The organism is Streptomyces sp. NPDC012466 (assembly GCF_042955215.1).
In the GTDB taxonomy this organism is placed as follows: Bacteria; Actinomycetota; Actinomycetes; order Streptomycetales; family Streptomycetaceae; genus Streptomyces.
In genome coordinates this window covers 382,666-404,479 of sequence record NZ_JBIBEQ010000002.1, presented here as the reverse complement: position 1 = coordinate 404,479, position 21,814 = coordinate 382,666, and the positions used below count along the sequence as shown (strand labels likewise).

The following is a 21,814-nucleotide window of genomic DNA, read 5'->3' as shown; positions in this document are numbered from 1 at the left end:
GTGAGGGGGGCGGACCCGGGTGGGGGGCCGGGTCCGCCACCGTTCCGTACGGGGTGGCCACCGGGTGTGTTCAGCCTGCCGGGCCAGCGCTCGGCAAACACCCGGCAAAACGGCCGCCCAACCGGCCGCCTCAGACCACACCGACCGCCGTGAGCAGCGCCAACGGGGCCGACGCCGACCGCGATTCCCGCACGCACGCGTGCGGGTACGGCACCGGCTCCGGGTGCGTGTCGCGGCCGTAGCCCGCGAGGACCTCCGGGAGCCGGTGGCCGGTCGCGCCCGCCGCGTCGACCAGGCCGTGGGCGATCGCGCGGGCCTCGTCGTGCAGTCCGTAGCGGGCCAGGCCCAGTGCGATCAGCGCGTTGTCGTGCGGCCAGACCGAGCCGCGGTGGTAGGAGAGCGGGTGGTACGCCGGCTGCCCGGCCGCGAGGGTGCGTACGCCCCAGCCGGAGAAGAAGTCCGGTTCGAGGAGCCGCCGGCCGACGAGTTCGCCGTACTCCTTGTCCAGCAGCCCCGACCACAGCAGGTGCCCGGCGTCGGAGGCCAGCGCGTCGACCTGACGGCCCCGGCCGTCCAGCGCGAGGGCCGGGAAGGAGTGCTCCGGCATCCAGAAGTCCCGCTGGAAACGCTCGCGCAGGTCACCGGCCGCCTGCTCCAGCAGATGGGCGTACGTCGTGTCCTGCCACACCGTGCGGGCGAGGCCCGCCGTGCGGCGCAGGGCGTCATAGGCGTAGCCCTGGGCGCCGGCGGCCGTCACCGGGCCGTGCGGGCGGGTGCCTTCGGCGGAGCAGATGGCCCCGGGGGAGTCCTTCCAGTTCTGGTTGGCGAGGCCGCCCTGGTCGGCGCGGTAGACGAGGTAGCCGCGCGAGGTGAGGCCACCGTGGTCGAGCATCCAGGCGATGGCCGCCCGGGCGTGGGGTTCGAGGCGGCGGGCCAGGCCGGTCTCCCCGGTGTGCTCGGTGTACGCGCCGAGCAGGACGAGGAAGAGCGGGGTGGCGTCGACCGAGCCGTAGTAGCGGCCGTAGGGGACCTGGCCGAAGTGAGCCAGTTCACCGTGCCGCACCTCGTGCACGATCTTGCCGGGCTGGGCGATGCCGTCGGCACCGGTCCCGGTGGCCTGGGTCGCGGCGAGCGCGGGCAGAGTGGCGGCGGCCAGGCCCGGCCGGTAGGGCAGGGCGAACAGCGAGGTCAGCAGGGCGTCCCGGCCCAGCAGGGTCAGGAACCAGGGGGCGCCGGCCGCCGGGACGCGCAGGTCCTCGCCGTCCGGGCCGGTCGCCGGGACCTGAAGGGCGGCGAGGTCGGCGAGCCCCCGGGTGCAGGCCGCGGCCAGCTCGGGCCAGCCGCTCGCAGCCGCCACGTCCCGGACGAACTCACTTTCCCGCAGACGGAGCTGCTCCTGGGCGGCGGCGGGGGAGCGGGGTACGCGCAGGGCGCGCCGGTCGCCGTGCGGGCGGGCCATGACCCGCAGGGTCAGCTCGGTGGTGCCGTGCGGTTCCAGGTCGAGGGTCCACGCCAGGCGCCGGGCACCGGTGCCGGTCTCCTCCACGGCGTCCGGCCGGGGGTCGGCCGTCACGGTCGTGACGGAACACCATTCACCGCGCCGGTAGGTGAACTCCACGCCGTGGCTCAGCGCGTGGCGGGAGCGGACGGCGCCGGCCTTCGTGTAGGTGCGGTGGTCGGAGCGCAGCTCGAACTGGTCGGTGAAGTCGGCGTCGGCGGTGACCGCGAGGTGGACCGTCGTCGGCACCGGGCGGTTGCTGGTGACGCGCACCGACTCCACGAACGAGGAGTCCCCGACGGCCTGTTCGCGAAAGAGCGTGTACGCGGGCGGTTCGTCGCGGCCGCCGCGCGGGACGAGCACACAGCGCGCGGTGTCCCCGTCGGCCACCGGTGACAGTGTGTCGGGCACCGCCCCGTCGACGGTGAGCTGCCACCGGCTCAGATGCCGGGCGTCCCGTACGAACATGCCGTCCGGGGCACTGCCGCCCCGGTGGCCGCTGATGTCGCCGCGGTCGCCGACGGCGGCGAACGTCCGGCCGTGCACGAGCAGATGATGCCGGTCCGTCATTCCCGGACCCCTCCCTTGGTCGCCGTGAGGCCGTTCGTGCCCCGTGCGGGACGGTCGTGCAGCAGGTCGAGCGTGAGCGCGGCGGTCCAGCCGAAGCCGGTGACGCCGCAGGCCTGTGCCGTGTACGGGTCGACGTACTCCGCGAAACCGGAGGCACCGGCGGTGTGCAGCATGCCTGTGCGCAGGGCGTCGGCCCGGCCCCGCTCGCCGTGCAGCCGCAGCCCGCGCTCCAGCAGCCAGTTGGTGTTGAACCAGGCCGGGCCGCGCCAGTAGCGGTGCGGGTCGAAGGCCTCGCCGAGCAGGTCGTAGCTCGGGACCATGCGGCTCGTGCCGCCGAGGCCGAAGTGCGGGCCGCAGACCGTGCGGACCAGGGTGGCCGCGAGGTCGCGCGGCAGGGCCGGCAGCAGCAGGGGGATCAGCCCGGAGACCCCGCGCTCGGGGATCAGCTCCCCGGCGCGCACGTCCCGGCACAGGAACATCCCCGCCGCCGGATCCCACAGCCGCTCCGTCAGGGCCGCCGTCAGGCGCTCAGCGCGGGCCTGCCGAGCCGAGCCGGCCACCCCCAGCTCGTGGGCGATGTGGGCCAGGGCGTACTCGGAGGCGGCGAGCAGGGCGTTGAACGCCGGGTCCTCCACCGCGAATTCGCCCGCCCCGTCGACGTATCCGCGGTCCCGGTAGTCGGCCGCCAGCCGCACGTACCGCCCGTAGTCCAGATCCGTCGGCCGGTCCTCGGGGGCGCCGTGGCCGAGGTCGGCACGGCGGAAGGAGCGGGCCGGGGCGGGAGTGACCCGGGACAGCGGACGGTCCCAGCAGGGGCTGTTGTCCATGCCCTGTTCCCAGGGGTGCACGACGGACACCAGTCCGCCTCCGCCGAGGTCGCGCCGGTGCAGGAGGTAGCCGTGCCAGGCGGCCAGCCGGGGGTACACCCGGGTGAGGAAGCCGCGCGCCCGGGACAGGCCCGGGTCGGCGAGGTGCACCAGCCACGCGGCCAGCGCGTGCACCGGTGGCTGCACGATCCCGGAGGTCTGTACGGTGCGCGGGGCGCCCGCGGCGCGCCCGGCGGCCGACGAGCACCAGAAGTCGGGGCTCGGGAAGTAGGCGTCGTGGGGGACGGAGGGGTTGAAGACGATGTGCGGGACGCGCCCGTCCGCCCACTGGGCCGCCAGCAGCGTCTCCAGCTCCGTCTGGGCCCGTAACGGCGACAGGTGGCGCAGTCCGATCGCGATGAACGCCGAGTCCCACGACCACTGGTGCGGATACAGGCCGCGCGAGGGCACGGTGGACGTGCCCGTCCAGTTGCCCTCCAGGACCTGTGCGGCCCTGACCTGGAGGGAAGGCGGCGCGGCGGCCGGATCGTATGCGATGTCGCGCCCCGCGGGACGCGTGGTGAGCTGGGCGATGCGATCCACTCGGGGCTCTCCCAAAGACGTACTCCTGACCGGGATCGGCAGGGGCTACCGTAGGGTTACGTCTATTTAACACGCAAAACCCAATATGTAATGCAGGGTTGGGAAACACAAGGGGGTGCGCATGACGGGACGTGTTCAGGCAAGCGCCGGCGATCTGCTCGAACTGGTGCGCAGTCGCCGCGCCGTGACCCGGGGTGCGCTGCAGCAGGCGACCGGACTGTCCCGGGCCACCGTCGGGCAGCGGCTGGACCGGCTCTTCCGCGCGGGCTGGCTGCGCGAGGGCGCCGGGGGGCCGGTGGACTCCCCGCAGGGCGGGCGGCCCTCCATCACCCTGGAGTTCGACGACGAGCACGCGGTGGTCCTCGCCGCCGACCTCGACACCCGGCACGCGCGCGCGGCCGTGCTGTCCCTGAGCGGCGAGATCCTCGCCGAGCACTCCGGCACCCTGGCCGTCGAGGACGGGCCGGACGTGGTGCTCGGTGAACTCGGCCGCTGGTTCGCCGAGTTGGTGGAGAAGACCGGGCGTGGGGCCGAGGCGGTCTGCGGGGTCGGGCTGGCGGTGCCCGGCCCGGTCGACACCGAGACCGGCCGTGTCGTCCAGCCGCCGATCATGCCCGGCTGGGACGGCTACGACATAAGGGGCCGGCTGGCCCGGGCGCTCACCGAGCACGCGGGCACCGCCGGGGTGCCGGTGCTGGTGGACAACGACGCCAACCTCATGGCGTACGGCGAACAGCGCACCGGCTACCCGGACTGCTCGGCCTTCGTGCTGGTGAAGGTCTCCACCGGCATCGGCGCCGGGGTCGTGGTGGACGGCTCGGTGTTCCGGGGCGTCGACGGCGGCGCCGGCGACATCGGGCACATCCGGGTGCCGGAGGGCGCCGAGGCGCTGTGCCGGTGCGGTGCGTACGGCTGTCTGGCCGCCGTCGCGAGCGGGGGCGCGGTGGCGCGGCGGCTGGCGGAGGCCGGGGTGCCGGCGGCCTCCGGCTCGGACGTGCGGGACCTGCTGGCGTCCGGGCACCCCGACGCGGTCGGACTCGCCCGGGAGGCCGGGCGCCGGGTGGGGGACGTCCTCGCCACCGTCGTGACCCTGCTCAACCCCGGCGTTCTGATGATCGCCGGGGATCTGGCCGGAACTCCCTTCCTGACGGGCGTGCGGGAACTGCTGTACCAGCGGGCCCTGCCCCGCTCCACCGCGCACCTGGACGTCGTGACCGCACGGCTGGGTGAGCGGGCCGCGCTGGTGGGGGCCGGTGCCATGGTCGTGGAGCACCTCTACGCGCCCGAGCGGGTCGAGGAACGGCTGCGCGCGCTCGGGGTGTGACGGCCCTGTTTCGGTCCGGGGACGCGTCCGCATGGTGAAATTCCCTCGGCTGTGGCAGCGTGATTCTCGCCACCCCTGATAAGGGTTGCGCTCAGATGAGCGGATCATGGGCGACTGCACTTCTCCAAAGGGTGGCACTGAGTGCCACCCTTTGATCGTTCATCGAGCGAAATCAAATGGGCGGAAACCCTGCTCACATGAGCGTCCAGCGGGAGTCAGGGAGGCTCTTGCGTTCAAGAAGTGAAGACATGCGCCCGTGATCGCTTGCCGCGCCTTGACTTTCGATCCGCTGGCGGACGAGTGGTTACAGGCGTATGACGCACGAGTGGACGTACCCAGACGCCTTTGATCTGGGTATGTTCCTCGCCGTCAGGGCAGCCACCGCGTCCTCGAGGAGTCGAGACCCGTGTCGGAAAACAAAGATCCCCACGTAGCTGAGCACGGCACCAGCGTTGAGGGCGTGAAGTTCGTTTACGACTTCACCGAGGGCAACAAGGAACTCAAGGACCTCCTCGGTGGCAAGGGCGCGAACCTCGCGGAGATGACGAACCTGGGCCTTCCGGTCCCTCCCGGCTTCACGATCACCACCGAGGCCTGCAAGGTCTACCTGGAGAGCGGCGAGGAGCCGGCGGCACTGCGTGACGAGGTGAGTGCGCACCTCGACGCGCTCGAGGCCCGCATGGGCAAGAAGCTCGGCCAGGCCGACGACCCGCTGCTGGTGTCGGTGCGCTCGGGTGCCAAGTTCTCCATGCCCGGCATGATGGACACCGTGCTCAACATCGGCCTCTCCGACAAGTCGGTGCAGGGCCTGGCCAAGCAGGCCGGCGACGACCGCTTCGCGTGGGACTCCTACCGCCGCCTCATCCAGATGTTCGGCAAGACCGTCCTGGGTGTCGACGGCGAGCTGTTCGAGGACGCGCTGGAGGCGGCCAAGGCGGCCAAGAAGGTCACGGTCGACACCGAGCTGGAGGCCGCCGACCTCAAGAAGCTCGTCACCAAGTTCAAGAAGATCGTCAAGACCGAGGCCGGCCGGGACTTCCCGCAGGACCCGCGTGAGCAGATGGACCTCGCCATCCACGCCGTCTTCGACTCCTGGAACACCGACCGGGCCAAGCTCTACCGCCGCCAGGAGCGCATCCCGCACGACCTGGGCACGGCCGTCAACGTCTGCTCCATGGTCTTCGGCAACCTCGGCCCCGACTCCGGCACCGGCGTCGCCTTCACCCGCGACCCCGCCTCCGGCCACCAGGGCGTCTACGGCGACTACCTCCAGAACGCGCAGGGCGAGGACGTCGTCGCGGGCATCCGCAACACCGTGCCGCTCGCCGAGCTGGAGTCGATCGACAAGAGGTCGTACGACCAGCTGATGCAGATCATGGAGACGCTGGAGAACCACTACAAGGATCTCTGCGACATCGAGTTCACCATCGAGCGCGGTGTGCTGTGGATGCTCCAGACCCGCGTCGGCAAGCGCACCGCGGGCGCGGCCTTCCGCATCGCGACCCAGCTGGTGGACCAGGGGCTGATCGACGAGGCCGAGGCGCTCACCCGCGTCAACGGCGCCCAGCTCGCCCAGCTGATGTTCCCGCGCTTCGACGAGAGCGCGAAGGTCGCGACGGTCGGCCGGGGCATCGCCGCCTCCCCGGGCGCGGCCGTCGGCAAGGCCGTCTTCGACTCCTACACGGCCGTGAAGTGGTCCCGCTCGGGCGAGAAGGTCATCCTGATCCGCCGCGAGACCAACCCCGACGACCTGGACGGCATGATCGCCGCCGAGGGCATCCTGACCTCCCGTGGCGGCAAGACCTCCCACGCGGCCGTCGTGGCCCGCGGCATGGGCAAGACCTGTGTCTGCGGCGCCGAGGAGCTGGAGGTCGACACCAAGCGCCGCCGGATGACCGTGCCGGGCGGGCACGTCGTCGAGGAGGGCGACGTCGTCTCCATCGACGGCTCCTCGGGCAAGGTCTACCTCGGTGAGGTCCCGGTCGTGCCCTCCCCGGTCGTGGAGTACTTCGAGGGCCGGATGCACCCGGGCGCCGACGACGCCGACGAGCTGGTCGAGGCCGTCCACCGGATGATGGCCTTCGCCGACCGCAAGCGCCGCCTGCGGGTGCGCGCCAACGCCGACAACGCCGAGGACGCGCTGCGGGCCCGCCGTTTCGGCGCCCAGGGCATCGGCCTGTGCCGCACCGAGCACATGTTCCTCGGTGACCGGCGCGAGCTGGTGGAGCGGCTGATCCTGGCCGACACGGATGCCGAGCGCGAGGAGTCCCTCAAGCAGCTGCTGCCGCTCCAGAAGCAGGACTTCGTACAGCTCTTCGAGTCGATGGACGGCCTCCCGGTCACCGTCCGCCTCCTGGACCCGCCGCTGCACGAGTTCCTCCCGGACATCACCGAGCTGTCCGTCCGTGTCGCCCTCGCCGAGTCCCGCCAGGAGCCGCACGAGAACGAGCTGCGCCTCCTCCAGGCCGTGCACCGGCTGCACGAGCAGAACCCGATGCTGGGTCTGCGCGGGGTGCGCCTCGGCCTGGTCATCCCCGGCCTGTTCACCATGCAGGTCCGGGCCATCGCGGAGGCCGCGGCCGAGCGCAAGGCCGCCAAGGGCGACCCGCGCGCCGAGATCATGATCCCGCTCGTCGGCACGGTCCAGGAGCTGGAGATCGTGCGCGAGGAGGCCGACCAGGTCATCGCCGAGGTCGAGGCGGCCTCGGGCGCCCAGCTGAAGCTGTCCATCGGCACGATGATCGAGCTGCCGCGCGCCGCGCTGACCGCCGGTCAGATCGCCGAGGCCGCGGAGTTCTTCTCCTTCGGCACGAACGACCTGACCCAGACGGTGTGGGGCTTCTCCCGGGACGACGTGGAGGCGAGCTTCTTCACCGCGTACCTGGAGAAGGGCATCTTCGGCGTCTCCCCGTTCGAGACGATCGACAAGGACGGCGTCGGATCCCTCGTGAAGCTGGCCGCCAAGGCCGGCCGCGAGACCCGCCCCGACCTCAAGCTCGGCGTCTGCGGCGAGCACGGCGGCGACCCGGAGTCGGTCCACTTCTTCCACGAGGTCGGACTCGACTACGTCTCCTGCTCACCCTTCCGCATCCCCGTGGCCCGGCTGGAAGCGGGCCGGGCGGCGGTCCAGTCCCAGGGCAGCGACCACCGCTAGCCCGGGCCACAGAACCCGGAGCCGTCGACGGTCCCCGACCCTCACCGATCGCGGCGGCTCCGGCGCACGGAGAAGAGCGGGGCGGCACCTTGTGCGGAGGTGCCACCCCCTCGTGCATCATGCGTTGGTTGCCGTTGAACCTGACCGAAGCTGTCGTGCCGTCGTTGTGCCCTCATGGTGTGGTGGTGTGTGCATCCTTCTTCCCGGGGGGTCGCAGCGGACGACCTAGAGGCGAAGCGGTTGTTCCCAGGAAGTGACGACGGCCCGGAGCGACCTTGTGTGATCGCCGTCGGAGCGGCGGTGACCTGTGGTCGAGCAGTCGTCATTGGTCGCTATAGGTCGTTCCAACTCCTTGATCAAAGATCGCTCACTCCGAGCATTACCGCGGCAAGTACGACCCCACGACTCTCTGAGATGCGGTCGTCCATGTCCCTCACGATGGCCTTGCTCGCCGCACGGAGGATCTGAGCGCTCTGCCAGCGGGGAAGGTCGCCGGCACGCTCTCCCGGCTGTTCTTCGCGCTGCGTCCTGACCTCACTTGGAGGGCGCGGGTTGTCTCTGTAGACACGAACCGGATTGCCGTGACGCTCAGCAGGAACGGTCGGCACGCGGAAAGTGTCATCTTCAGTCGTCTGGATCTTGGCCTGCCCGCAGACGAAGACGGAAAGGGCCAGGACCGCTTGCGCGCCCAACTGCTCACGGGAGCCGCCGCAATCATTCTCGTGAGGCTCAGCCAAGCTCACCCTGAGCTCCGGCCGAGTCTCTGCGGTGCGCAGCAGTGGAGGAGCGTCACCCTTCAGGTCATCGCGAGCAGCGCGTCTCTTATCGACAGTCCAGATCAACGGATTCCTATGCTGGGTGGAGCGGTTCACGAAGATCCAAAGAACATGCTGGCCCGCTTGGAGTATCTGTGGGCACTTCAGGGATCAGCCTCGTTCGGCAGCCCTCTCTATCGTCAAATTGCTGAGACTACCGACACGCTGCTGGAAGATCTGACCGGCGAAAGTTTGCGCGCACTCCGCATCCGCGGCTACTACCGCAGCACCGCCCAGTGGCTCAATATGCACGCTCAAGGCGGTTACACCGATCGCAGCCTGCTTCAACGTGCGCGGCGGTCCGTCGAGAAACTGGAGGAGGCCTGTACACCCATTGCTGATCAGTACACACTGGTTACTCACCTCGCCGACCGCGCCAGGCCGCTTGCTGCGACCTTCAGCGAAACGATCGAGGCTCTGCGGACACGAGAACCTCCGGCCACAGCACCCAAGCCCACGGAGTTCCTGTCACCCCGGCTCTCATATGAGAACGCCTGCCTCGACTGCGCGCTGTTGCAGATCAGCAGAGACAATGTGTCGCCGGCACTGCCCTATGCGGATCATGCCGTGCAGCACCTTCGGGTAGGGCTGCCAACTTCGCGGGACACAGAGCTCGCCGCCAAAGATCCCTGCCTTGCCTTACTCCGTGGCGAGTCCGGGTTTCAGTCTCTCGTCGGCGCGCCGCCTGCTGAGTTTCTGAAGGTGCAGACGTTCGCCGGCGCGGCATTTGCTGGTGTGGCCAGGAAACTCGAAGCAGCAGGACTAAGCAGCCCCGAGGAGATCATCCTTCGTGCATCCGGACCAAAGAGGAGAGCTGAACTGGCGGAATACCTGAGTGTATCGCCTCTCCTGGTCGACCGGATCCTTCAAATAGCTTTCCTCTCCAGGGTGCATCCGGACCTGGCCGATCCGAGGATGCTCAACATGCTTCTGAAGATCGGCATCGATTCGCCCGCCCGGTTGAGGGAGGTGGTCCGGACGGGGGCTGAGTCGCTGATGCAGCAACTGAGGGAATTGGCCGCGGCGGAGGGCGCATCAGCTCTGCAGGGGATCGAGCGGCCGGACGGCTGGTTGGCGGCTGCAACGCGCTGACCAGATATCCCCGGGGTGTGCAACTCGCGCACGGCGTCGGCATCCCAACGGGCCCGGCCGAGCAGGTGCTGCATGCCATCCGGGGTGGCTTCTCCGGCCCACTCGGCGATGCTCCAGCAATTCTTGCGTGGCAGGTCCGACAGCAGCCCCAGCATCAGATCCCGTACCCGACGCCGGGGTTCAACCCGGGCGAACCGGCCGGCTATCCGGCTCATCAGGCCCTCGAACGCTTCCCGCCAGCGAGCAGGGTCTACGCTGTGACCTGCGGCCACCGCAAGATCGTTAGTCTTCGCACACCGATGATCAGCGGTGGCCGCAGCCGTCTTAACGTCGGCCCTGACCAGCCAACATCACGATCTGTGCCTGGAGTAGGCGGCGGTCGAAGGGGCGACGCAGGCGCGCCGTCCCGTATCAGGAGGACATATGCGACGTGGCGAAGTCTGGTGGGCAGATTTCAACGAGCAGCGGGCAGTCCTGCCGTCCGCGAAGCTCAGCGAGATCGAGGATGCCCTTCGTCTCGGTGGACTCAAGTAGTCAGAGAGGGACGGACGCCGCCCATGGCGCGGCCGGTCTCGTCGAGATGGTCAATGGTGGCCGCGCCATATCAGCGGCGCCCCCACTCACAAGATCACGATCTACGGCTGGAGTACTAGTGATAGCTGTTAGCCGAATCTAGAACTCGACTGGCCAAAGCGCGAAAAAGACCGTAACTCCGTTCGCCAGCCATCCATCGGTAGAGGAACTCTCCACTTGGTAGCGGGTGCGGTGACGGAGGAGGTACTCGTGGAGGAGAAACGATCACTCGGCCCACTCCCAGGAGGCTTTCGGCCCAACTGCGGTACCAGGAGGCGGCTTCCGACGCAGCCGTCGCGACGTCAGGAGGTCCAGCGACGTTCACACGTTCAACTGCCTTCTCCATCGGGAGCTGCAGGGTCATCGCCTGATCCAGGAGCTCCCTCAAGCGTGCACTCGGGGGCTGATGCTCATGGTAATGCTCTTGGGCTGCGCGTACAGCGCTCACATACTCGGTCGTGGCATCAGTGAAGGCGGCGTAGGCATCATGGCGCTGTTGCCATACCCGTTGTTCATGCTGCGCCTGCCGCGTCGATCGACCGTTCGTTTGGGCTGCGCCCCAAGCTCCAAGTGCTCCGAGACCAGCGCCTACCACCGCCGCGACTGCCCCCACAAGAGCTATCTCCCCCGCATCCATAGTGGCATTGTCCCTGCTGCGTAAGTCATACCGGCCGCCAGCGCGCGAAGCATCCCGGTAGTGCCCTGTTGGAGACGCAGGCCGAGCGACGGAGTTGGACCGGCGACACCGCATGAATCTACCGTCGCCATTAGGGTTAATCGGAAGGGTTCGCGGTCATCGCCCCGTCGACGTCCATCGGAAGAACTTCCCGCCCAGGACCGTGTACATCGAGGACCGGACGAACCCCCGAAAGCCCCATGGCGCCATGCTCGGCTGTTGTGCACGAGCGAGACGGGCGGGGCGATCAGACGCGGTAGCTGGGCGAAGGTGTGGGGCCGCGCAAGGTACGCGTCCCCGAGGGCACCACGCTCCACGACCCGCGCCACTTCTACGCCTCCGTGCTGATCTAGAGCGGCGCGACGCCTAAGCAAGTTCAGATGCGCCTCGATCACGCTGAACGTCTACACGCACCCTCGGGAGGCGGAGGCGGAGGCGGATCGGACGGCCGACATGATGGAAGCCGTCCTGAGTGATGCCGCTGAGAGTGCCCTGAGGTCATGCAAAACGGCTGACTTCCCAGGTAGGGAAGTCAGCCGTACACCCTGTGCGGAGGTGCCGCCCCGCTCTCGCGCGTTCCGTCCAGGGCCTGAGGAGGCTTATCGCGGCAGACCGTCGCGCAGGCATACGACGGTGCCGGTCCGGGCCGCGGTCACCAGGGCGCCGAGGGTGGGCAGCCGGGTCGCCAGCGGGGTGGCTTCCAGGTCGGAGAGGGCGAAGAGGCCGTGGTGGTCGTGCTCCGCGCTGCGCTGGACGGGCTGCCCGGCCGGGAGCCGGCCGCCGTGGAAGTAGAAGTCGATCACCGGCCCGGTGCCCAGCACATCGGCCCGGTGGTCGTACCCGATGAACCGCAGGTCCCCTTGGAGGGTGATGCCGGTCTCCTCGTGCAGCTCCCGGCGCGCGGCACCGACGGGGTCCTCGCCGGGGTCGAGCATGCCGCCCGGCAGCCCCCAGAGCCCCGCCGCGGGCTGCCCCCCGGCGTAGCGCAGCAGCAGGATCCGGTCCTCGGCGTCGAGCAGCAGGACGCAGGACGCGACGATGGTCTGCGGCAGTGTCTTGACCCACTCGGCACGGGGCAGCACACGCGGCGCGTTCGGGGCGGGCACGGTCGTGTCCACGGTGGTGTTCCTTCCGTCGGCTGGGCAGCCCGGATCGAGCTGCCCGAACGGTGGAACGGCCGGACCCGCCGATGGTCACCGGCGCATGGGGCTCAGGTGTCGCACGCGACCCCGTCGTCGTCCCGGTCCAGGTGGGAGGCGTACCCGGGCTCACCCCGGTGGATGGGGGCGGCGCCGGCGGAGCGCACGGCGCTGCAGTTGGCGTAGTACACGTCCCCGCCGCCCTCCGAGCCGCTGTCGTCGGCCGCACCGCCCGCTGCCGGCTGTGCGGTGACCGTGGTGGTGACCTTGACGGTCTTCGTGGCGGTGACGGTGGGAGCGGGCTCCGGCTCCTGCGCGGGCGGCGTCGCGGTGGTGGTCGCCGTCGCGGTGACGGTGACGGTCGGCCGGGGCTCGGCGGACGCGGGCTTCGCGTCGCTCGTGGTCTCCCCGCCGCCGGCGCCCGCACCCATGCCGATGAAGAGGGCCAGCCCGAGCGCGGGCAGCACGTAGCGCTTCCTGGCCCAGCGGGGCGCCGGTCCGCCGGGCCGCGCCGGGGGCGGTGCGGGGTACGGGGTGTTGTGCGGGCCGGTGTACGGATTGGTCATGGTCATCCCCCCAGGGCTGATGCGTGAGGGGATGACCGTAGAGCCGGGCGGCCCGGCGTGAGGGAGGGGTGACCAACTTGTGATGGTCGTGTGAAGTCGGGCCGGGTGGCTACGAGCGGAACGGCCCCGTCACCTCGTACGTGATGCCGCCCGAGGACGAACCGCTCGTGCCTCGCTGGCTGGAGAAGTAGAGGCGGGTGCCGTCCGGGGAGAAGGCCGGGCCGGTGATCTCCGAGGCGGACTGGCCCTCGACGCGCAGGAAGGGGGCCACGACGTCGGCGGGGGTGATGACGCAGATCTCCATGGTGCCGCCGTCCTCGGCGACGAAGAGGTCGCCGGAGGCGGAGCCGGTGACGTTGTCCACGCCGGTGAGCGGGGCCGTACCGCCGGTGACCAGGGAGTCGTCGTAGGCGAGTTCGATGGTCTGGGCGGCGGCGTCGTACCGCCAGACGCGGTTGTCGCCCTTGGTGGTGAACCAGCAGGTGTCGTCGGCGTAGTAGCAGCCCTCACCGCCGTTGAACCGCTTGGCGCCGGGCACCTGGTTGCGGGTGGCCGTCGCGCCGGAGGGGTCGGGGACCCGGGACCAGGTCACCGGGCCGCTGGTGCCGGTGCCCGCCACCATGACCTCCAGCGTGCCGGAGGACAGGTCGCCCCAGGCCGCCGGCCGGAAGCGGTAGAAGCAGCCGTCGGTGACGTCCTCCGTCAGATAGACGACCCGGCGGACCGGGTCGGCCGCGGCCGCCTCGTGCTTGAAGCGGCCCATCGCGTCCCGGCGCACCGCCGCCTTCGCGCCCCACGGGTCCGTCTCGTAGACGTAGCCCCGGTCCACCTCTTCGCAGGACAGCCAGGTGTTCCACGGCGTCGTGCCGCCCGCGCAGTTCTGCCGGGTGTTCGACAGGATGCGGTACGCGCCCGTGATCACCCCGGCCGACGAGAACCTCACCGCGCTCGCGCCGCCCGAGGGGTTGATCTCGGAGTTGGAGACGTAGATCCAGCCCGTGCCGTCGGCGTAACAGGCGCCGCCGTCCGGGGCGTTGTGCCAGGTGTACGACGTGCTCCCGACCCGCTGGCCGGACCGGGCGATGACCCGGCTCGTGAAGCCGCCGGGGAGTCTGATGCCGTTGGCGTCCGGGGAACCGAGCGGCCCGTAGGGGCCGGTGCCGGGCTGGGCCGGGGCCGCGTACGCGGCGCCGCGCCACAGGGTTCCGCCCAGAGCGGCCGATGTGCCGCCGAGGACGGCCGCACGCAGGAGGCTACGACGTTCCACTCTCACTCCAAGAGGTGCCGTACCGCCCCGCCGCCGGTCGACGGCAGGGTCGTGCGTGGGGGGAGGCGGAAAGGACGCTAAGGGGGTGGGATTGACGGGACATGGACAATTCGTGGCCGGGGGGCGGCATGCTGGGTGCGGCCTGGGCCCCACGGCCGTCACCGCTACGCGGGCAGCGCCGGAACCTCTCGTCTGGGCCTCCTCGGACGCTCGCCGCCCGGCCCCGGGCCACCCTCGCCCGCAGGCCGCGCGGACGGCAGCCGGATCACCACGTCCAGGCCGCCGGTGGCCGCCGCGCGCAGGGCCGCCTCGCCGCCGGCGGCGTGCGCGAGACGCTGCACCAGGGCCAGACCGAGTCCCGTACCGCCCTTGGGCGCACCCGGGGCGCGCCAGAAGCGGTCGAAGGCGCGGGCCCGCTGCTCCTCCGTCATGCCGGGGCCCTCGTCGGTGACGTGCAGGTCGACACAGCGCGGGCGGCTGTCGCGCAACGCCCGCCGGGGCGGGGCCTGCCGCCGCAGCTCGATCGTGACGGTGCTGCCCGCCGGGGACGCCCGCAAGGCGTTGGAGAGCAGGTTGTCCACGATCTGCTCGACGGCCCCCGGCACCGCGAGCACCGGGCCCACGCTGCCCGCGAAGAGCACGAGGGAGACGTCCTGCCGCGCGAACAGGGGCTGCCAGGTCCGGTGCCGCTCCGCGCAGACCGCGCCCACGTCGACGGTGGCGGGGATGGCCGCGTGCTCCTCCAGCCGGGCCATGGCCAGCAGCTGCTCGACCATCCGGGCCAGCCGGTCGGTCTCCGTGACGGCGGCGGTGAGGCTGCCCCGGGCCCGGGCGGCGATGTCCGGCTCCAGGTTCTCCAGGCGCAGCCGCAGCGCCGCCAGCGGTGTCTTCAGCTGATGCGAGGCCTCACCGGCGAACGCCCGCTGCGACGCCAGCAGATGGGCGAGCCGGGCCGCGGTGCGGTTGAACGCGGCGGCCAGACTGCGCACCTCCGGCGGACCTCTCGTGATCGTCACCGGCGCGAACCGCCCGCCGTCGGCCAAGTCGTGCGTGGCCTGCTCCAGTTCACGGATGGGGCGGCCCGCCCAGCGGGCGAAGGCGAAACCGACCACGGCGACCGCCGTCAGCACCGCCAGTCCGCCCAGCGCCAGCAGCAGCCACACATGGTGGACCCGCTCGTGCACCGTCCGGGTCGGCACGGTCAGCCACACCGCGCCGGCCGGCCGCGCCTGACCGCCCACCGGAGCGGCCACCGACAGATACTCGACCCCGCCGATCGTGGAGGTCCGCACGTCCACCGTCGACGTGCCCCGCAGCGCGGCCGCGATGCCCGGCCGGGCGGCCAGGCCGCCGGACACCTCGGCATCCACCGGGTGGGAGGTGGCGAGCGGCGCCCCCGAGGCGCCGACGATCACCACCCTCCCGCCGATGCGCCGCGCGCAGTGCGCCACCCGCGCGGGCAGATCCCGCTCGGCCCGCCCCGCCGCCAGGGACAGCGCGGCGTACGCGGAGACCGACTCGGCCTCGTCCTTCGCCGCGTTGACGACCCGCTCCCGCTCCCCGCGCGAGTACACGAAGCCCAGCGGGATCTCCAGGCAGAGCAGCACCAGCGCCGCGAGGCTGAGGTAGCTGAGCAGCAGCCGGCGGGTCACGGAGAGGCCACCCGCGCGTCCGGTCCCGTGTGCACCGACAGCCGGAATCCGACGCCCCGCAGCGTCCTGATCCACGCCGGGTGCCCCAGTTTGCGGCGCAGCGCGGCCACATGGACGTCCAGCGTCTTGGTCGGCCCGTCGTAGTGCGGGTCCCAGACGCGGTCGAGGATCTGCTGCCGTGAGTAGACCGCGCCCGGGTCCTCGCTGAGCAGCGCCAGCAGGTCGAACTCCTTCGGCGTGAGCAGGACCGGGGCGTCACCGACCCAGACCTGGCGGGTACGGCGGTCCACGACGAGCGGGCCCGGGTCGTGCGCCGGATCGGGAGCGGACTCGTACGAGGCGGTCGCGGGGGGTTCGTAGGAGAGGGCCGGGGCCGGATCGTCAGCGGGAGTCGGCTCGTACGCGGGCACGGGAGCCTGCTCGTACGGCGGCGGTCCCGGGGTGCCCCGGGCGCCCGGAGCGCCGGAAAACGCCTGAGGGGCGCGGTGCGTGCGGCGGGTCACCGCGCGGACCCGGGCGACCAGCTCGCGCACGCTGAAGGGTTTCGCCAGGTAGTCGTCGGCGCCCAGCTCCAGGCCCAGTACGCGGTCGGCCTCCTCGCCGCGCGCGCTGAGGATGACGATCGGCACGTCCGAGACCTGCCGGATGCCCCGGCAGACGTCGATGCCGTCCATGTCCGGCAGCCCCAGGTCGAGCAGGACGACGTCGTTGTACGGACCTCTCAGACCGTCCGTCCCGGTGGCGACGTGGTCGACCGTCAGACCGAAATGGCCGAGCCCTTCGGTGAGCGGCTCGGCGATCGTCTCGTCGTCTTCGATGAGCAGCACTCGTAGGCCCATACGTCCCGTCTCTCCGTGAAACCGGCATGAATCCGGGCAGCGTGAATCCGCATTCGCCGCCAGGGAGTTCACACGCTACAAGAAGACGCCGCTCCTGGGAATCCGGCCGAAGAATGGTCAATTGCTGTCCGGGCTCTGGAGTTTACTTAACCTTCCTCTGTGGGTCGGCGGTCTACGGTAGGGCACGCAGGATGAACTCCCAGTTCAGGAGGCTGCGGTGAAAGCTTTGCTGGATCGTGCCCGCACATTCAGGACACGCGTCGATTTCGACAGCGGCGAATACCGGAAACTGGCCGAAGGGCAATATCCGGAGGCGCTGTTCATTACCTGCTCGGACTCGCGGGTCATCCCGGCGATGATCACCGGCGCGCGGCCCGGGGAAATATTCGAGCTACGGAACGCGGGCAATATCGTGCCGCCCTACGGACGGCCCGGGGTCTGTGGAGAGGCGGCCACCATCGAATACGCACTGGAGGTGCTCGGGGTTCAGGACATCGTGGTGTGCGGTCACTCACACTGCGGCGCGATGGGCGCGCTGAAGTCCGGCGACGACCTGTCGGCCCTGCCCGGCGTGGACGCCTGGCTCCGCATCGCCCGCCCGGAGCTGACCTCCGTACTGGAGAGCGCGCCGGACGACCCGTCCCTGCCGGAGGTGTCCCAGGGCAACGTCGTCAACCAGCTGGCCGCGCTGCGGAGTTACCCGGTGGTGCGGCAACGGCTCGACTCGGGCCGGCTCCGGCTGCACGGCTGGTACTACGAGGTCGACACCGGGTTCGTCTACGAACTCGGCGACGAAGGCGACTTCCGGGTGCACGCCGCGTGAGCGGGGCGCATGCGCGGGGGCGGGCGCGGGGCGGCGGCCCGGCGAGCGGACGGCCGCCCGGAGCGGCGGGATTCACGGGTGACCGGCGTGCCGGGGGACTGCCGGGCGGTGAGGGGGGCTGGAGGGAGGGCGGCCGCCCGCCGGGAGGCGACGCGCAGGGGTGGACCGGAGCCGTGGGGGACTCGGGGGGCTGGTCGGCGGGTGGTGTCGCGGGGGGCACGGGGACCTGGTCGGAGGGTGGCCCTGCGAGGGGCACGGGGACCTGGTCGGAGGGTGGCCCTGCGGGGGACTCGGGAGTCTGGTCTGCGGGGGGCTCGGGGGGCTCGGGGGGCTGGTCGGCAGGTGATGTCGCGGGGAGGACGGGAGTCTGGTCGGCGGATGGTTCCGCCGGGGGCGGGGGCACGGAGCCCTGGCCGGCGGGTGGTTCGAGGGGCGGGGTGCCGGGAGGCACGTCGGGTGATCCCTGGGGCGACGCGGGGGCAGGCGTGCCGGGTGATCCGGCGGGCCGTAGCGGGGGAGGCGGAGGCAGGGCCGGTGAGCCCGGCGGCCGGGGGCCCGGTGGGCCGGTAGGCGGCGGTTCGAGGGGTGGGCCGCCGGGGGGCCGCGGGGACGGCGCAGCAGGGCGCCGGGCCCGCGGAGGGAGTCTGGGCGGCCTGGGCACAGGCGTCGCAGGCGTCGTCGGCCGTGGTGCCCTGGGTGGGCTGATCCGCGGGGTGCTGGGCGGAGCCCGGGGCATCGCGGGCAAGGGCGGCGCGCGGGGGGACCTCGCCACCGACATCACCGCCTCCCTCGTCGTCTTCCTCGTCGCCCTGCCGCTGTGCATCGGTGTCGCCGTCGCCTCCGGCGTCCCCGCCGAACTCGGGATCATCTCCGGGGTGATCGGCGGTCTGGTCGTGGGCGCGGTCCGGGGCAGCACGCTCCAGGTCAGTGGCCCGGCCGCCGGACTCGCCGCGTTGGTCGCGGAGACCGTCGCGGAGGTCGGCGTGGCGATGCTGGGCGTGATCGTGCTGTTCGCCGGCGTCCTCCAGATCGTGCTGGGACTGGTGCGGCTCGGCCGGATGTTCCAGGCCATCTCGGTCGCCGTCGTCCAGGGCATGCTGGCGGGCATCGGTGTGCCGCTGATGTTCAGCCAGGCCTACCCGATGGCCGACGCCAAGGCTCCCGGCACCGCGCTGGAGAACATGGCCGGGATCCCCGGGCTGGTGGCCGCCGTCCTGACCGACCCGCAGGCGATGATCGCCACCCTGCTCGGCGTCGTCACGGTCGTGCTCAGCTTCCTCTGGAAGAAGGTGCCCGGCCCGGCCGGGAGGATCCCCGCCGCGCTGGTCGCCGTGGGCATCGGCATGGCGGTCGCCGCGCTGCCCGGCGTGAACGTGAAGACCCTCCAGGTGGGCAACCTGCTCAACTCGGTGCAGGTACCGGGCGCGGAGCAGTTCGCCGGACTCGCCGACGGGACGATCATCACCGCGATCCTCACCTTCACGGTGATCGCGTCCGCGGAGAGCCTGTTCACGGCCGCCGCCGTGGACCGTATGCACAGCGGTCCGCGCACCCGCTACAACACCGAGCTGATCGCCCAGGGCGCCGGCAACACCGTCGCGGGCCTCCTCGGCGCGCTCCCCATCACCGCGGTGGTGGCGCGCAGTTCGGCGAACGTCCAGGCCGGGGCCAAGACCCGGCTCTCCCGCACCCTGCACGGCCTGTGGCTGCTCGCGTTCGCGCTGCTGCTGCCGCAGGTGCTCGCGCTGATCCCGATCTCGGTGCTCGCCGGCGTCCTCGTGCACAGCGGCTGGAAGCTGTTCGGGCCCGCCGAGTTCCCGAAGATGTGGCGCCAGGACCGGGGTGAGTTCGCGGTGATGACGCTCACCATGCTGGTCATCGTGGCGACCGCGCTGCTGGAGGGGGTCCTGTTCGGTCTCGCCGCGGGGATCGTGCTGGCCGCGCTGCGCATGTCGCAGACCGTTGTCCGCCAGCACGTGGAACAGGACACGGCCAAGGTCGTCATGGCGGGCAACGCCACGTTCCTGCGGCTGCCGAAGGTCATCGACGCGCTGGAGGCGGCCGCCGCGTCCGGAAAGCCGCGGATCCGGCTCGACCTGACCGGTGTGACGCACCTGGACCACGCCTGCCGCAATCAGGTCGAGGAGTTCACCGCCCAGCAACGCGGACTGGGGCTGCGGGTGGAGCTGCTGATGCCGGGGGAGGCGAAACCGGCCGGTGCCGCGACGCCCGCCCGCGAGGCTCCGGAGACGGCGCCCCTGCCCAGGCGTCCGGTCACGGGGCCGGCCGAGCAGGCGGAACAGGTCAAGCAGGCGGAACAGGCCGAGCAGTCGGAGCAGGCGGGGGAACCGTCGCCCTGGCCCGCAGCCGACGCCGAGTGGTTCTACCTCGACACACGGCCCCTCCCCGGGGAGCACGCACGCTCGCCCCTCGTGGGCTGACCGACGCCCGGCCGGACATGCCGCGGTGGCGTGCGCACCCGAGCGGGTGTGCACGCCACCGCGTTCGTGCGGGGGGCCGGATCAGCCGCAGCTGCCCGAGATCCACCGGTGGGAGCGGACCTTGTACGTACCGGCCAGGTTGCCGCCGTGCTGCTGGCGGGTGCAGCCGATCCGGTCGGAGTAGTCGGCGCCCCGGTAGTACGCCACGCCGCTGGAGCTGCTGGTGCCGGCGTTCCACACGGACTTCACGTTGGTCGTGGCGGCCCAGGAACACCTGACGGCGCCGTTCTGCCAGTCGGGGTCGGCCACGTCCCACGAGCACTTGCTGCCGGTGAAGTTGGAGCCGGTCCAGAAGCAGACGTGCCCGGACGCGCAGTCCACCGCGGCGGGCGCGGCCGGGGCCGCCGACGCGGAGCTCGGCACGGCCAGGGCGGTGACGGCGGCGGCGCTGACGGTGAGAACCGCGAGCAGCGAGTTCGTACGAGAGTGCCGGCGTACGGAAAGGCGCATGGGGCTGGTCTCCTCGGAAGTCGGGGGACGGTGGAGCGGACGGCCCGACGCTGGCAAGGCACGACCGGGCCGGGCAAGGACGAAGCGGCCTGCTGGGATGCCGGGACGGCGTCCCGCCGCCCGCCTGGCGCGTTCCGGAACCGTTGGGACGGCCATGGGACGCCTTTGGTGGCACAGTGTCGGCACAAGACGCCCGACCAGCGTCCTGTTGGGGATTCCGAGGGGGGAGAGGCTTTGTCCGTATGCCCAGAAACGGAGCGGTTCGCCGCGCTCCTGCGTTCGCTGAAGAGCCGGTCCGGGCTGAGTTACGAGGCCCTCGCCAGGAAGTCCGGGCTGGCCGGTTCGACGTTGCACCGCTACTGCCGGGGCACGTCGGTGCCGCAGGACTACGGGAGCGTGCACCGGCTGGCCACGGTCTGTGGCGCGACCCCGGACGAACTGCGCACCCTGCACCGCCTGTGGGCGCTGGCGGACGCGGCACGGGCGGCAGCGGCCGGTGCGGGGGAAGACGAGGAACTCACAGCGCAGGACGAAACCGCGGAGCGGACTGACGACACGCGCCCGGCCACGGGCCCGAACACCGGCCGGTCCGGGGAGCCGGCTCCCGACCCGGCCGGGGAGCCGGGCCCGGACCTGGCCGGGGAGCCGGACGCCGCGCCGCGCACCCGCCCCGCCGGATGGTCACGCCGACGCCGACTGCGCACCTCCGTCGTCACGGCCGTGCTCATCACCGCCGTCAGCGTCTGTGCCTGGGCCCTGTCGAACGGCCGGTCGCCCGCAGGCGGCGGACGGAGCACCGGCGAGGACCGGCCGTTGTCCTCGGCCACCTGCTCGCCCGTGATCGCGATGGGCGAGCACGACGGCTGCGTGCGCGAGGTGCAGCGCCTGCTGCACGCCAAGGGCGCGGACATCGGCGTGGACGGGGACTTCGGGCCGCAGACCCTGCGCCGCGTCACGGCCTTCCAGGTGCTCGCCGGACTCCAGCCCAACGGAGTCGTCGGGGAGCCGACCAAGAAGGCGCTGTACACCTCGCGCGTCCGGATGGACGTGTGGTCGCCGAGGAAGGTGCGGCAGCGGGTCCGGGAGGTGTTCCCCGAGGTACCGGACAAGGCGGTGGCCATCGCCGACTGCCAGTCCTTCCTCGACCCGCTGCACATCCTCCCCAACACCAACGGCACCCGGAACTGGGGACTGTTCCAGATCTCCGACGCCCGGCTGCGCGAGCTGGGCGGCACACCGCGGGAGGCCCTGGACCCGGAGTGGAACATCCAGGCGGCCCGGACGCTGTGGAGCCGGGACCGCGACTTCGGTGACTGGCCGCACTGCGAACGCGCCGCCGACGCGCCCCGCTCCCCGACGCCCCGGCACTCGCCCGCGACGACACGGCCACCGCGCTGAAGGGTGACGACACGGCCATCGCGCTGAAGGGTGACGACACGGCCACCGCGCTGAACGTGACGACACGG

Annotated in this window: 14 protein-coding genes and 1 pseudogene; 6 read left to right on the top strand and 9 right to left on the bottom strand. The window is 71.4% G+C overall.

Features of this window, described 5'->3' with window-relative positions:
- Positions 1–130: 130 nt before the first annotated feature.
- Both ACFY9E_RS09330 and ACFY9E_RS09325 read right to left on the bottom strand, forming a co-directional pair.
- Positions 131–2,068, bottom strand: a complete 1,938-nt coding sequence (locus ACFY9E_RS09330) for a glycogen debranching N-terminal domain-containing protein (protein ID WP_390980980.1) — start codon at positions 2,066–2,068, stop codon at positions 131–133.
- Positions 2,065–3,477, bottom strand: coding sequence for a trehalase family glycosidase (locus ACFY9E_RS09325; protein WP_390980978.1), 1,413 nt, complete (start codon positions 3,475–3,477; stop codon positions 2,065–2,067). Before ACFY9E_RS09325 ends, ACFY9E_RS09330 begins: the two co-directional genes overlap by 4 nt.
- A gap of 121 nt (positions 3,478–3,598) precedes the next feature.
- On the opposite strand from ACFY9E_RS09325, the gene ACFY9E_RS09320 reads away from it, so the two are divergent.
- The 3 genes from ACFY9E_RS09320 (at position 3,599) to ACFY9E_RS09310 (ending at position 9,862) form a co-directional block, all read left to right on the top strand.
- The gene (locus tag ACFY9E_RS09320; RefSeq protein WP_390980976.1) at positions 3,599–4,801 is read left to right on the top strand and encodes an ROK family protein; all 1,203 of its coding nucleotides are present in this window, start codon (positions 3,599–3,601) and stop codon (positions 4,799–4,801) included.
- A 406-nt stretch (positions 4,802–5,207) separates the two neighbouring features.
- The gene (gene ppdK / locus ACFY9E_RS09315) at positions 5,208–7,955 is read left to right on the top strand and encodes a pyruvate, phosphate dikinase (RefSeq protein WP_390980974.1); all 2,748 of its coding nucleotides are present in this window, start codon (positions 5,208–5,210) and stop codon (positions 7,953–7,955) included.
- Between the two features lie 581 nt (positions 7,956–8,536).
- Positions 8,537–9,862, top strand: a complete 1,326-nt coding sequence (locus ACFY9E_RS09310; RefSeq protein ID WP_390980972.1) for a DUF4332 domain-containing protein — start codon at positions 8,537–8,539, stop codon at positions 9,860–9,862.
- Between the two features lie 23 nt (positions 9,863–9,885).
- Here the strand turns inward: ACFY9E_RS09310 and ACFY9E_RS09305 are convergent.
- From ACFY9E_RS09305 to ACFY9E_RS09280, 6 genes and pseudogenes are all read right to left on the bottom strand, one after another.
- A pseudogene (locus tag ACFY9E_RS09305) lies at positions 9,886–10,134 on the bottom strand (IS701 family transposase); the annotation flags it as partial.
- Between the two features lie 1,576 nt (positions 10,135–11,710).
- Positions 11,711–12,229 (bottom strand): NUDIX domain-containing protein, encoded by a 519-nt coding sequence (locus ACFY9E_RS09300; protein WP_390980970.1) that lies wholly within the window; start codon positions 12,227–12,229, stop codon positions 11,711–11,713.
- Between the two features lie 92 nt (positions 12,230–12,321).
- Positions 12,322–12,816, bottom strand: a complete 495-nt coding sequence (locus ACFY9E_RS09295; protein ID WP_390980968.1) for an excalibur calcium-binding domain-containing protein — start codon at positions 12,814–12,816, stop codon at positions 12,322–12,324.
- A gap of 109 nt (positions 12,817–12,925) precedes the next feature.
- Positions 12,926–14,083, bottom strand: coding sequence for an alkaline phosphatase PhoX (locus tag ACFY9E_RS09290; protein ID WP_390980966.1), 1,158 nt, complete (start codon positions 14,081–14,083; stop codon positions 12,926–12,928).
- A 164-nt stretch (positions 14,084–14,247) separates the two neighbouring features.
- Complete coding sequence (locus ACFY9E_RS09285; protein ID WP_390980964.1) at positions 14,248–15,735, bottom strand: ATP-binding protein; 1,488 nt, start codon at positions 15,733–15,735, stop codon at positions 14,248–14,250.
- A complete protein-coding gene (locus ACFY9E_RS09280; RefSeq protein ID WP_390980962.1) occupies positions 15,732–16,574 on the bottom strand; it encodes a winged helix-turn-helix domain-containing protein in 843 nt (280 codons plus the stop codon). The genes ACFY9E_RS09285 and ACFY9E_RS09280 overlap by 4 nt, the downstream gene beginning before the upstream one ends.
- A 217-nt stretch (positions 16,575–16,791) precedes the next feature.
- Here ACFY9E_RS09280 and ACFY9E_RS09275 point away from each other — a divergent pair, with 217 nt between their 5' ends.
- Both ACFY9E_RS09275 and ACFY9E_RS09270 read left to right on the top strand, forming a co-directional pair.
- Positions 16,792–17,397: a carbonic anhydrase gene (locus ACFY9E_RS09275; protein WP_390980960.1), complete on the top strand. Its 606-nt coding sequence runs from the start codon at positions 16,792–16,794 to the stop codon at positions 17,395–17,397.
- A 713-nt stretch (positions 17,398–18,110) separates the two neighbouring features.
- A complete protein-coding gene (locus tag ACFY9E_RS09270; RefSeq protein ID WP_390980958.1) occupies positions 18,111–19,838 on the top strand; it encodes a SulP family inorganic anion transporter in 1,728 nt (575 codons plus the stop codon).
- Positions 19,839–19,919: 81 nt separating this feature from the next.
- Here the strand turns inward: ACFY9E_RS09270 and ACFY9E_RS09265 are convergent, their stop codons facing one another.
- On the bottom strand, positions 19,920–20,348 hold the full coding sequence (locus tag ACFY9E_RS09265; protein ID WP_390980956.1) for a peptidase inhibitor family I36 protein: 429 nt from the start codon (positions 20,346–20,348) through the stop codon (positions 19,920–19,922).
- Between the two features lie 234 nt (positions 20,349–20,582).
- Here ACFY9E_RS09265 and ACFY9E_RS09260 point away from each other — a divergent pair, with 234 nt between their 5' ends.
- Positions 20,583–21,746: a helix-turn-helix domain-containing protein gene (locus ACFY9E_RS09260; RefSeq protein WP_390980954.1), complete on the top strand. Its 1,164-nt coding sequence runs from the start codon at positions 20,583–20,585 to the stop codon at positions 21,744–21,746.
- Positions 21,747–21,814: the final 68 nt, after the last annotated feature.